Raw genomic sequence first — 12,248 nt, 5'->3', positions numbered from 1 at the left:
AGTAAAAAAGACAAAGGAAAATTTATTACTGAAAGTATCCGGTGAAGCTAACCATGTTGATTGTTGAGGGAGGGCAAACGAGACGCGACGCGAATTGATGACGCGAGCGAACGCCGCCAGCAGGTCAAGCCAGCTGGCGGTGTAGCGATGTCGGGGAGGAGAAGCGAGCCGACAGGAAGGCGTCGGCCAGGGAGGCGGTCAGGCGGCGGCTTTGTCGGCCGTCAGACGTTCGTACTTGATGAGGAGTTCTTCGCGCGATTCGCGCCAGGCCGGGTCGAGCGGGATGCATGCGACCGGGCACAGGAGTTGGCACTGCGGTTCTTCAAAGTGACCGACACACTCGGTGCACTTGTTCGGATTGATCTGGTAATACTCGTCGCCCATCGAAATGGCATCGTTGGGACATTCGGGTTCGCAGACGTCGCAGTTGATGCAGTCGTCGGTAATCAGAAGGGCCATGGTACTTCCAGGTAAATCAGGCGACCGGTGCTGGGGGCAGGCTGGCGATCTTGTTTTGCAGCCAGCGGTCGACCGATGGGAAAACGAATTTGGACACATCGCCGCCCAGCATGGCGATCTCGCGCACGATGGTGCCCGAAATGAACTGGTACTGGTCGGACGGGGTCAGGAACAGGGTTTCGACATCCGGCAGCAGGTAGCGGTTCATGCCCGCCATCTGGAACTCGTATTCGAAATCGGATACTGCGCGCAGGCCGCGCACGATCACACGGGCGTCGTGCTTGCGCACGAAATCCTTGAGCAGGCCCGAGAAACTTTCGACCTGCACGTTCGGATAATGGCCCAGCACTTCGTTGGCGATTTCGAGGCGCTCTTCAAGCGTGAAGAAGGGACGCTTGTTCCGGCTATCGGCAACGCCGACCACCAGACGGTCGAACAGGCCGGATGCGCGGCGTACCAAATCCTCGTGGCCGCGGGTGAGCGGGTCGAAAGTACCTGGATAGACAGCTACAACCATTGCGGCTCCTGTGAAAAATACACCGTGATAGAACGCGCATTATGCCTTAAATACCCGGCATTCGCCCCACGCTGGGGCGGGGTTTGCCCAATGGCTGTGCAGTTTTCACAGCCTTTCAACAACGTATGCCTGTTTTTCTTGCAGCTTGAGCAGATGATAGTAGACCATGCCAGCCTTGTCCGCACGTACTGCTTCCCAGCCTGCCAGCCACTCGGGCACCGCATCACCTTCGGCCAGCAGCGGCGCTTCGGCTTCCGCATATGCCATCCCGCCCTCTTTCAGCAGCGCGGTGCACAGCGGCAGCGTCTTGGCCAGCAAGTCTTGCTGGTAGGGTGGATCGAGAAAGATCACGTCGAAGCGCTGGCCACGGGTGGCCAGGTCGCGCACGAGCGTCAGGGCGTCGGCGCGCAGGATGGTGACGTTGGTCGCCTTGAGCTTGTCGCGGTTTGCTTCCAGCTGGCGTACCGCCGGGCTATGGTTATCGACCATCAGCACTGACGCCGCACCGCGGCTGGCCGCTTCGAAGCCCAGCGCCCCGGAACCGGCGTACAGGTCGAGCACGGTAGCAGCATCCCAGTCATTGGCGAGCTGGTGATTGATCCAGTTGAAGACGGTTTCGCGCACGCGGTCTGGCGTGGGCCGCAGGCCAAGGGCGTCGACGACGGGGAGCAGGGTTCGTTTGAAGGCGCCGCCGATGATGCGGACCTGGTGCTGCGCCATGCGCGGCGCGCCGTGCGGCTTGGGGCCGGCAGGCTTGGAAGTGATGGACTTTCTGTGCATGGGCGGCACTATAGCATGGGGTTTACATGCGATTGTGTGCCGCCCTTTGCGTGCTTCTTCAGTGACTTATTGACTGACTTATTTACCTGCAGCCAGCGCCTCAAGGTCGCCGATCCAGCCCTGGATGCGCTCCTGCGCATGGGCTTTCTGCTGCGGCGTGGCGATCCGGATCGCCGTCAGGATGAACCTGGTGGTGTGATCGATGCTGGCGTCATAGAAACCCTTGCGTTCCGGCGAGTCCATGCGGGCAGACAATTCCCGCATCAAGCCTGCGACACGCGCCGACGTCTGCTCGCGGTTGAGTTTCTTTTGCTGGATCTCCTGCAGTACTGCCAGCACGCGGCGCTGGCGGTACTGGCGCTCTTCCAGCCACAGGTTGTTGTCCAGCGGACGCAGATCGGACGCGCGGCGCAGGGTCGCCTCCTGTTCGCTGCTGAAGTTGCCGAACCAGAGTTCCATTTGTTCCATCGATTTCTTGAAACGGGCGCGCTGGCGTTTGTCGGCACTGCCATCCATGAACTTGCGGCGGTATTCGTCGTTCTTGTCTTTGAACTTGCGCTCCATGTGGGTGATCTGCTCGGGTGTGATCGACATGGCCAGTGTCGTCAGTTCCGGCACGGCGCGCTGGCCCAGGCGATCGGCGCGCACCCGGATTTCGCGGTAGTCGCCGAGCAGGTCGGCCTGGGTCGGGTTGCCAGCCAGCTGACGCTTGAATGTGCCCAGCAATGCAGCATAGTCACGCAACTCCGTCTTGCGGTGCCACTGGAACACGGCTTTGATATCGCGCTTGGCCACATCCGCTTGTTGACCTTCGAAGTCGACATACGAATTCATCCACCAGTACAGTAAAGTGTCACCCTGGTTGTACGAGAAGCGAATCGAGCTGCAACCGGCGGCCATGACCGTCATGGCAAGCAGCAGAAGCGCAAACACGCGCCGGAACGCGCCATCGCGCATGCTAAAATTTTTCATATATTCAACTTTTTGAGAACGGCTTATGAACGTTGTGATCCTCGCCGCCGGTATGGGCAAACGCATGCAGTCCGCCTTGCCGAAAGTACTGCATCCACTGGCTGGTAAGCCCCTTTTGCGCCACGTCATCGATACCGCGCGTGGCTTGAATCCGCAGAAATTATGCGTGATTTATGGACATGGAGGCGCAGCGGTGCCAGAGATGGTCGCAACAGTGGCAGAATCCACTGGCAGCACGATCGATACCGCGCTGCAGGAACCGCAGCAGGGCACCGGTCACGCCGTCATGCAAGCCGTGCCGCAACTGGATGACGACCAGCCAACGATCGTGCTCTACGGCGACGTGCCGCTGACCACCGTCGCCACGCTGCGCCGCCTGGTCGAGGCCGCTGGTAGCGACAAGCTGGGCATTCTCACCGTCGAGCAGGCCAATCCATTCGGGCTGGGCCGCATCGTGCGTGAAGACGGCAAGATCGTGCGCATCGTCGAAGAGAAAGATGCAACCGAGGCCGAACGCGCCATCAAGGAAATCAATAGCGGCATCATGGCGATTCCAACCCGCCACCTCAAGAAGTGGCTGGCGGCGCTGTCCAACAACAATGCCCAGGGCGAGTACTACCTGACCGACATCGTCGCCCAGGCCGTGGCCGACGGCGTGCCGGTCGTCTCGAGCCAGCCGTCCGGCGAATGGGAAGTGGCGGGCGTCAACAGCAAGGTGCAGTTGGCCGAGCTCGAGCGCCGTCACCAGCTGAACATTGCCCACGCACTACTTGAACGTGGCGTGACCTTGATGGATCCGGCCCGCATCGATGTGCGCGGTGAACTCATTTGCGGCCGCGATGTCACGATCGACGTGGGCTGCGTGTTCGAAGGCCGCGTCGAGCTGGCCGACGGCGTGCGCATCGGCGCGCACTGCGTGCTGGTCGACGCCACCGTGGGCGCGGGCGCCAATATCAAGCCGTTCTCCCATATCGACGACGCCACGATCGGCGCCGCCTCGCAGATCGGGCCGTACGCGCGCCTGCGGCCGGGTACCACGCTTGGCGAAGATGTCCACATCGGTAACTTTGTCGAGGTCAAGAACAGCACGGTCGCTGCGCACAGCAAGGCAAATCACCTGGCGTACGTGGGCGACGCCACGATCGGCTCGCGCGTCAATATCGGCGCGGGTGTCATTACCTGCAACTACGACGGCGCGAACAAGTTCCGCACCGTGATCGAAGACGACGTGTTCGTTGGCAGCGACACCCAGCTGATCGCGCCGGTCACGGTTGGCAAGGGCGCCACGCTGGCGGCCGGCACGACGCTGACCAAGGATGCGCCTGCCGGCAAGCTGACCATCTCGCGATCGAAGCAAATCACCATCGACAGCTGGAAGCGTCCAGTGAAAATCAAGAAGTAATCCACTGAGTGCGCACAGGCTAATCACAGGAAATGAACAAGATAAACACAGGGTAATACCCTGCTTATCCCATGTTCTTCCCTGTGGTCATCCACATTGTTATCCACAGGTATTCGCGTGAGTTTGAGGCCTGATTACACAGCAATGCGCGTTTCAAACTTGCTGCGGTGCGTCGCAAAATAGGTTTTCACATTACGCACATTGGCGTGTGCAGTGAACAGCCGGTGCGCCAGCTCGTGATAGGCCGGCATGTCGGCCACTTGCACGATCAGCACGAAATCCGGCCCGGGCGATACGCGGTAGCACTGCAGCACCGCAGCTTCCGTGTCCGCCAATTTCTCGAATTCGGCCATGCGCTCGGCAGCCTGCACATCAAGCGTGATCTCGACGATGGCGCTTATGCCCGCCCCCACTTTATCGGGCGCAACGATGGCCACCTGGCGCTGGATGACGCCGCTATCCGTCATGGTCTTCACGCGGCGCAGGCACGTCGGTGGTGACACATGCACTTGCGCCGCCAGCTGCGCGTTCGTCTGCGATGCGTCAGTCTGCAGAATGGTCAGAATGCGACGATCGATGTCGTCAAGTACAGGGAGAGCATTGATAGGCATGAAATTTAAGAGTATTTAATGCTGCTATATGAAACAAGATTTCACAGCATAGTAGTCGTGAAATAATATGACAAATATAGCTGCACACTGTACGCTTATTTCATCGTAATTGCTCTACGATAATACTCATTGAATACTTTTGAAGTGAGGTTAGCCATGTGCGGTATCGTCGGAGCAGTCGCAAAACGCAACATTACCCCTGTCCTGATCGAGGGTCTCAAGCGCCTCGAGTACCGGGGCTATGACTCCTGCGGCGTGGCCGTGCACCTCGATGGCCGCCTGACCCGCTCGCGCTCGACCTCGCGTGTCGCTGAACTGGAAGCGCAGGTCAAGGAAGCGCATCTGGACGGCTTCACCGGCATCGCCCACACCCGCTGGGCCACCCACGGCGCGCCGGCATCGCATAATGCCCACCCACACTTCTCGCCAAGCGAAGACAATGCGCGCATCGCACTGGTTCACAACGGCATCATCGAAAACCACGACGAACTGCGCGCCGAGCTGACAGCCCTGGGCTACGTCTTCATGAGCCAGACCGACACCGAGGTTATCGCTCACCTGGTCGACCACATGTACAACGGCGACCTGTTCGAGACCGTGCAGCAAGCCGTCAAGCGCCTGCACGGCGCCTACGCGATCGCCGTGTTCTGCCGCGAAGAACCGCACCGCGTGATCGCTGCGCGCCAGGGTTCGCCGCTGATCGTCGGCGTGGGCAAGGACGAAAATTTCGTTGCTTCCGACGCGATGGCGCTGGCCGGCACGACCGATCAGATCATCTATCTGGAAGAAGGCGACGTGGTCGACCTGCAACTGGCGCGCTACTGGATCGTCGACGTCGACGGCCGCCCGGTCGAGCGCGAAGTCAAGACCGTGCACGCCCACACCGGCGCGGCCGAACTCGGCCCATATCGCCACTACATGCAGAAAGAAATCTTCGAGCAGCCACGCGTCATCGGCGACACGCTCGAAGGCGTCACTGGCATCATGCCGGAACTGTTCGGCGACGGTGCCTTCGCGGTGTTCAAGAAAATCGACCGCGTGCTGATCTTGGCCTGCGGCACCAGCTACTACGCTGGCCTGACCGCCAAGTACTGGATCGAATCGGTGGCCAAGGTGCCAGTGAGCGTCGAGATCGCCAGCGAATACCGCTACCGCGACAGCGTCCCGCATCCGGACACGCTGGTCGTCACCATCACCCAGAGCGGCGAAACGGCCGACACGCTTGCCGCGCTCAAGCATGCGCGCAGCCTGGGCATGGAACACACGCTGACCATCTGCAACGTCTCGACGAGCGCCATGGTGCGCGAATGCAAGCTGGCTTACATCACCCGTGCCGGTGTCGAAGTCGGCGTGGCCTCGACCAAGGCCTTTACGACCCAGCTGGCCGCCCTGTTCCTGCTGACGCTGACGCTGGCCCAGGTCAATGGCCGCCTGACCGATGCCGAGGAAGCCGAGCACCTCAAGCAAATGCGTCACCTGCCGGTCGCGCTGGCTGCCGTGCTGGCGCTCGAGCCGCAGATCATCGCCTGGGCCGACGACTTCGCCCGCAAGGAAAACGCCCTCTTCCTGGGCCGCGGCATCCACTACCCGATCGCACTGGAAGGCGCGCTGAAGCTCAAGGAAATTTCGTACATCCACGCCGAAGCGTATCCAGCCGGCGAACTCAAGCACGGCCCGCTGGCGCTGGTGACCGAAGAGATGCCCGTCGTCACGATCGCTCCGAACGATGCACTGCTGGAAAAGCTGAAGTCGAACATGCAGGAAGTGCGCGCACGCGGCGGTCAGCTGTACGTGTTCGCCGACGTCGATTCGCGCATCACGTCGGGCGATGGCCTGCACGTGATTCGTTTGCCTGAGCACTATGGTTTGCTGTCACCGATCCTGCACGTGGCGGCGCTGCAGTTGCTGGCGTATCACACGGCGCTGGCACGTGGAACCGATGTGGACAAGCCGCGTAATCTGGCGAAGTCGGTGACGGTGGAATAAACGTTTGCTGATTAAAGCACTGCTGTGGCGCGCCCATAAAGCGCGCCACAAATCAATAAAACCTGGCACATCGCTTTAGCCGCACCAGTAATCACTCAGCCGCGCGCAATGTAATGTTCCGATGATCAGCAAACACCTGCATCACCAGATCAAAGTAAGTCGGCCCACCCTGCCCAAGGCGCGCCAATGCAGCGTGAATCGGACCAGGTTTGAACAGCTGCGGATGCTTGAGCTTTGCGAGATAGTAAGCACGGGTCGCCTCGACGCCCAAAGCAGTGCGGCTGCTATCCATCTGGTCCCAGACGACAATTGCCGGGGCCTTGCCGCGCAGGACGCCATAGCCACCGTATAGCATGTCATCCAGGCCATCCAGGCTGGCGCCAAGCTGCCAGTCCTCGCCCACCATGAAGACGCGGTTGATCTCGTCATAAAACGAGGCGATATCGCGGATGCTGGCGCCGTCGATCATCAGGATGTGCGGCGCCGACGCGGTATCAACGCTAGTGGCATGGGTCATGGTCATCAAATCCCCGATCAAACAACCTACATGTGTCCAGATCAGCCGGATTCAATCATCTGTTCAAAAGCGGCTCAAAGCCAGCTTCGCACACCTCAACAAACCCACCGCACAAACGTCGCGCCACCGCCTCAGTAGTAGTACGCAGAACGCTACCGCTTGAATACTGAGACGGCCTTTTAAGAGGGCCAGCCCCAAGCAAGGCGACTTTGTTTGGGCTATACTTGCCCAACTCCTATACAAGAGTTACCCCCAGTTTCGATGGACGCCAGGGATATTGACTGGCCCGCCTGACTCTCCTGTCAACGCGTTATATCCTTGTTTGCCAACCCGCGATGCCGCCACGATCGAGACCCGGTCGCAGCACTGCATCGCCGTTGCTATTGCGTCGTTTGCCGAGGCTTGTTGCGGTGGATTGCCGCGACAGATCCCGACAACCCGTTCTCTAATGGCGCTTCCTGTTGCTTTCGGAAGGCGCCACTACCGAGCCGTCGAATTTTTAAATCAGATGTTGCATGCCAGGCCATCGCACACATTTTTTCAGGTGATACTCGTATGCGCAACTCGCTATTAGTCGTCCTTTCTTGCTTCATCGTTGCTTCGTGCTCGAAAGCGCCCGCTCCATCCAATGACAAGCCGGTTGACGTTGTCCTGATCGGTGCCGGTGTCATGAGCGCCACGCTCGGGACGATGCTCAAGGAACTCGATCCGGAACTGACGATCCAGATGTACGAACGCATGGACTCGGTCTCGGCCGAAAGTTCGGATGCCATGAACAACGCCGGCACCGGTCACTCCGGTTTCGCCGAGCTGAACTACACGCCGGAAATGCCGGACGGTACCATCGACACCAAGAAGGCGGTCGACATCAACGAGCAGTTCGAAGTGTCGAAGCAGTTCTGGGCTTACCAGGTGCAAAAGCAGTACCTTGGCGCGCCGCAGAGCTTCATCAACAATGTGCCGCACATGGCCTTTGTCTGGGGCGACGACAACATCAACTTCCTGCGCAAGCGCTACGCCGCACTGCAGAAGGAAAACCTGTTCAAGGGCATGCTGTATAGCGAAGACCAGGCAGAAATCCGCAAGTGGGCGCCGCTGGTCATGAATGGCCGCGATGCAGCGCAAAAAGTGGCTGCCACCCGCATGGAAATCGGTACCGACGTCAACTTCGGCGCCCTGACCCGCAGCATGGTCAAGCACCTGACCGACTCGCATGGGATGACGCTGAACCTGCGTACCCAGGTCGAGGACATCAAGCGCGGCGAAAACGGCCTGTGGAACGTCACCGTCAAGAACCTGGCGGACAACAAGGTCTCGACCGTGAGCACGAAATTCGTGTTCATCGGTGCCGGCGGCGGCGCACTGCCACTGCTGGAAAAGACCGGTATTCCTGAAGCCAAGGGCTTCGGTGGCGTGCCGGTCGGTGGTCAGTGGCTCGTCACGTCCAACCCGGCGCTGATCGAGGCGCACCACGCCAAGGTATATGGCAAGGCATCGGTCGGTTCGCCGCCAATGTCCGTGCCGCACCTGGACACCCGCGTCATCGACGGCAAGAAAGCCCTGCTGTTCGGCCCGTTCGCGACGTTCTCGACCAAGTTCCTGAAAAATGGTTCGTGGATCGACCTTCCAGCCTCGGTCAACACCGGCAACGTGCGCCCGATGGTGCAAGCCGGTATCGACAACATCCCGCTGACCAAGTACCTGGTCGAGCAAGTGATGCAGTCGCAGGAAGACCGCGTGGCAACCCTGCGTGAGTACCTGCCGGAAGCCAAGAAGGAAGACTGGAAACTGGTCAACGCAGGTCAGCGCGTGCAGATCGTCAAGGACGATCCGGCCAAGGGCGGTCTGCTGCAGTTCGGTACCGAAGTCGTGGCATCGAACGACGGTTCGGTCACTGCCCTGCTGGGCGCGTCGCCAGGCGCCTCGACCGCTGCGCCGATCATGCTGAAAGTGATCGCGGCATCGGCGTTCAAGGACAAGCTGGCCACGCCAGAGTGGCAAGCCAAGATGAAGGAAATGATTCCTTCGTACGGCCGCAAGCTCAACGGTGATGCAGCGTATGCCAACCAGATCCGTCAGCAGAGCAGCGCTGTCCTGGGCCTGAAAGCCATCACGCTCGACGTGACGGCCGCATCGCAAGAGTAAGCAAGACCGTCGTAATAACCACAAAGGCCCCGGTGCTTCACAGCGCCGGGGCCTTTGTCGTTGTGCGGTGCAGAGGGGTGTTATTTGCGTGAACGCAGCGCTTCGAGCTCGGCCCGCAGTGCGCTGCGCTCGCTGCGCGAGGTATCGAGTTTGGCCTGCAAATCCTTCAGCTCATCCATCAGGTTGTCGCGCTCGGTCGTGGCGCCGATCAGGTCCATCTGGGCCTGCAGGCGCGCATCCGACTCGGCCGCCGTGGCCGTCACATTGCGTTCAAGCTGCTGGCGCAGATCGGCCAGTTGCGCATCCTTGCCGTCGATCGCCAGCTGGTCCTTGGCCTTGCCGACCAGCGCGTCGGTGGCGATCTGGCGCGCGTTGCGCAACTCGGCCGTCAGGCGCTGGATTTCTTCGTCGCGTTCTTCTGCCATCGACTGGGCATGGTCGCGCGCGGCCTGGGCTTCGTCCAGGTCGGCCTGCAGCGCCAGCTTCTCGCTGTCGGCCGTTGCCAGCGCGTCGCGCAGACCGGCGCCGGCGTCGTGTGCATACTGTTGGGCCCAGGCACTCAGCTCAGCGAGCAGGGCTGGAGGCATCTCGGCCTTTGGTGGGGTGGCCATGGCAGTGGTCATTGCGCGTCAAATCGTAGGGGGAGAAGGCGTTTATCATACGCGAGAGTTTCCACTGAGAATTAAATTAGCCACCAAAAAGCAGCGATGTGTTGCGCCGTTGCTGGTGCAAACACACTGTCCATACAGGGCACGGCTGAGTATTCAGACTTATCCACAGGTTTATCCCCACCGGGTCGGCAGCGCCCCATCACGCGAGCACGGCCAGCAATTCCAGCTTGAGTTCCCTCAAGCCTTCCGGCGCATAGATCGAGATCGACTGCGCCTTGAGCATGCGCTCGAACATCGGCCCTTTCGATTCCAGGATGAAGTAGCAGGTCTCGGGCCGCATGGGGATGGCGGCCGGCGGCTGCGGCGAATACTGCAGGCGCACGCCGGGCAGCGCCGAGAGCACGAACTTCTCGACGTCGTCCGGTGCGCCCACCTTGAAGCGCAGCGGCACGATCTCGATCAGTTCGAGCGCCGCGATGTCGGCCGATACCGCGATATAGAACGTGGTGTCGTCGTCGATCTTGCCGGAGTCGAGCATCCCGATGTGGTACGACGGGCGCACCTCGTTGAGCGCGATACCGAAGTACTTGGCCGAGATGACCGTGTCGAGCAGTTCGCGGATGATCATGTGCAGCTTCGCGAACGCCGGGCCAGGGTCGCCATGCTGGTAGGCCGGCAGGTCGGCCAGGGTCCAGCTCTTCGAGAACGTCATCAGGCCGCCGGCCACGTCCAGCAGCGACTGGAACAGGCGCTCCGGATGCAGCGCCGGATGATGAAAGTGGTGTGTCAGCGCCGCGTAGGCTGAACTGGCCGTGTGCAGCAGCCAGAACGACGACATGTCGCCCGAGCGAAATTCAATTACGTTGCGGGTCGGTTCGCGGTGGTGGCCGTAGAGCGCACCGACCTTGGCCTGCAGCGCGTCGAGCAGGCGCCGCAAACCCTGGAACAGCACCGGTGACGCGCCCACCGACAGGGCTGGCGGCACCAGGGCCGGATCGGGCTCGAAGCCGCCGGTGGGCGTGCGCCGCACGCGCAGCAGCGGAAAGTGAATGTAGGCGTCGCGCGGCTCGAACTCGGCCACCAGGCGCAGCGCGCGCCGCAGATAGGCCAGCTGCACCGGCGCGGCCTGTGTGAACAGGTCGGGCGCTTCCAGGTTCGCCTGCATGAAGCGCGCCGCGTTGTCGGCCGACGTCGCGGCCTGCCCCGGCTGCACGAAGTTGGCATTGAAGGGTTTGAGGCCCGGCAGCGCCGCGTAATACGTCACCGCCTGCACTGTTTGCGCCAGCGTGCTGAGGTCGATCGTGGCGGGCAGCTCATCGCTGCCGGGCGCCTCGTACAGCTCGCCATCCTGGAAGCGCAGCGCCAGCCCGGTCACACGCAGCATGCTGCTGGCCAGCGCCTCGCGGTCGATCTCGCACAGCTCGACGCCCCAGGCATAGGGATGGGCCGCCTTCACGCTCTTGAACAGGCAATGCTCGTGGTACGCATCCTGGCGCTGGAAGTGCTGGGGGCGCAGCAGCAGACCTTCGCCCCAGAGAACTTTGCTCGTCATGGTGCTGTCTTCCCAGTTGTTATGGCCGGAAAGAAACAATAACGACGACGTAGAGTTGCCCACGTGAAGTTCATCAACGTTTGGCGACGAACCGCATGGCAACATGCGAATGGTTTTCACCACGCAACATTCCGCACGCCCTCTCCCCGCTCCACTGCGAAGGAACGCTCCATGAAGGGATACACGCCGGATCTGTTCGACCGTCTGCTCGGCCAGCCGGTACGCCAGGGCGTTGTCGTCGTGCGCCTGAATGTCGACGAGTTGAAGGATGCGGCGGCGCGCGACCTCGAAGCGCTCCTGAACACGCGCTCGATCATCCAGGAGGGCGAGCTTGCCGGCTACACCGAATGCAAGACATCGATGGTCGACTATGGCCTGTGCGATTTCGCCGACCGCTCGCTGTCGAGTCCTTCGGACCGCGCCCACATCTGCGCCTGCATCGAAGCGGCCATCACGCGCCATGAGCCGCGCCTGACCGGTGTGAAGGCGCAGCTGGCGCTGCGCGACGAGGCGGCCGGCCCGTCGATCAATCGGCTGAGCTTTTCGATCACGGCGGTACTGGTGGGGAGCGTGTCGCAGGAGCCGGTCAACTTCGACGCCGTGCTGCAGCCCTCCACGCTCCAGTACAGCATCCGCAAAGCCGGCCGCGCAGCAGCAACCATGGCAACAGCGGCCTCGCCGGTGAAGGAGGCCTGA

The 12,248-nt window shown here is 61.1% G+C and carries 12 protein-coding genes; 4 read left to right on the top strand and 8 right to left on the bottom strand.

What is annotated here, in order from left to right; translation table 11 throughout:
• Nucleotides 1-198: 198 nt before the first annotated feature.
• The 4 genes from ACZ0AJ_RS19810 to ACZ0AJ_RS19795 all read right to left on the bottom strand — a co-directional run bounded on the left by ACZ0AJ_RS19810 (nt 199) and on the right by ACZ0AJ_RS19795 (nt 2,728).
• Nucleotides 199-459 carry a YfhL family 4Fe-4S dicluster ferredoxin gene (locus ACZ0AJ_RS19810; protein WP_183554890.1) on the bottom strand — a complete coding sequence of 87 codons (261 nt, stop codon included), beginning with the start codon at nt 457-459 and terminating at the stop codon, nt 199-201.
• Between the two features lie 16 nt (nt 460-475).
• Nucleotides 476-976, bottom strand: a complete 501-nt coding sequence (coaD, locus tag ACZ0AJ_RS19805) for a pantetheine-phosphate adenylyltransferase (protein ID WP_183554893.1) — start codon at nt 974-976, stop codon at nt 476-478.
• Nucleotides 977-1,081: 105 nt separating this feature from the next.
• Complete coding sequence (rsmD, locus tag ACZ0AJ_RS19800; RefSeq protein WP_499456122.1) at nt 1,082-1,756, bottom strand: 16S rRNA (guanine(966)-N(2))-methyltransferase RsmD; 675 nt, start codon at nt 1,754-1,756, stop codon at nt 1,082-1,084.
• Between the two features lie 78 nt (nt 1,757-1,834).
• A complete protein-coding gene (locus tag ACZ0AJ_RS19795) occupies nt 1,835-2,728 on the bottom strand; it encodes a DUF6279 family lipoprotein (protein WP_499456121.1) in 894 nt (297 codons plus the stop codon).
• Nucleotides 2,729-2,753: 25 nt separating this feature from the next.
• Between ACZ0AJ_RS19795 and glmU the strand changes: the two genes are divergently transcribed.
• Nucleotides 2,754-4,130, top strand: coding sequence for a bifunctional UDP-N-acetylglucosamine diphosphorylase/glucosamine-1-phosphate N-acetyltransferase GlmU (gene glmU, locus ACZ0AJ_RS19790; RefSeq protein ID WP_183554895.1), 1,377 nt, complete (start codon nt 2,754-2,756; stop codon nt 4,128-4,130).
• A gap of 134 nt (nt 4,131-4,264) precedes the next feature.
• Here the strand turns inward: glmU and ACZ0AJ_RS19785 are convergent, their stop codons facing one another.
• Nucleotides 4,265-4,741 (bottom strand): Lrp/AsnC family transcriptional regulator, encoded by a 477-nt coding sequence (locus tag ACZ0AJ_RS19785; protein ID WP_499456120.1) that lies wholly within the window; start codon nt 4,739-4,741, stop codon nt 4,265-4,267.
• A gap of 156 nt (nt 4,742-4,897) precedes the next feature.
• Here ACZ0AJ_RS19785 and glmS point away from each other — a divergent pair, with 156 nt between their 5' ends.
• Nucleotides 4,898-6,727: a glutamine--fructose-6-phosphate transaminase (isomerizing) gene (gene glmS, locus ACZ0AJ_RS19780; protein WP_332531192.1), complete on the top strand. Its 1,830-nt coding sequence runs from the start codon at nt 4,898-4,900 to the stop codon at nt 6,725-6,727.
• Between the two features lie 91 nt (nt 6,728-6,818).
• On the opposite strand, the gene ACZ0AJ_RS19775 is transcribed toward glmS, so the two are convergent.
• On the bottom strand, nt 6,819-7,250 hold the full coding sequence (locus tag ACZ0AJ_RS19775) for a barstar family protein (RefSeq protein WP_499456118.1): 432 nt from the start codon (nt 7,248-7,250) through the stop codon (nt 6,819-6,821).
• A 549-nt stretch (nt 7,251-7,799) separates the two neighbouring features.
• On the opposite strand from ACZ0AJ_RS19775, the gene mqo reads away from it, so the two are divergent.
• The gene (gene mqo / locus ACZ0AJ_RS19770) at nt 7,800-9,389 is read left to right on the top strand and encodes a malate dehydrogenase (quinone) (RefSeq protein ID WP_499456117.1); all 1,590 of its coding nucleotides are present in this window, start codon (nt 7,800-7,802) and stop codon (nt 9,387-9,389) included.
• Nucleotides 9,390-9,469: 80 nt separating this feature from the next.
• On the opposite strand, the gene ACZ0AJ_RS19765 is transcribed toward mqo, so the two are convergent.
• Together ACZ0AJ_RS19765 and tssK are read right to left on the bottom strand one after the other, a co-directional pair.
• Nucleotides 9,470-10,000 (bottom strand): DNA-binding protein, encoded by a 531-nt coding sequence (locus tag ACZ0AJ_RS19765; RefSeq protein ID WP_499456116.1) that lies wholly within the window; start codon nt 9,998-10,000, stop codon nt 9,470-9,472.
• A 199-nt stretch (nt 10,001-10,199) separates the two neighbouring features.
• Nucleotides 10,200-11,552: a type VI secretion system baseplate subunit TssK gene (tssK, locus tag ACZ0AJ_RS19760; protein WP_499456115.1), complete on the bottom strand. Its 1,353-nt coding sequence runs from the start codon at nt 11,550-11,552 to the stop codon at nt 10,200-10,202.
• A gap of 171 nt (nt 11,553-11,723) precedes the next feature.
• Between tssK and tssE the strand changes: the two genes are divergently transcribed.
• The gene (tssE, locus tag ACZ0AJ_RS19755; protein ID WP_499456114.1) at nt 11,724-12,248 is read left to right on the top strand and encodes a type VI secretion system baseplate subunit TssE; all 525 of its coding nucleotides are present in this window, start codon (nt 11,724-11,726) and stop codon (nt 12,246-12,248) included.

The sequence above is a fragment of the Telluria sp. AC161 genome (genome assembly GCF_979258535.1).
This window is presented reverse-complemented; position numbering and strand designations above follow the sequence as displayed.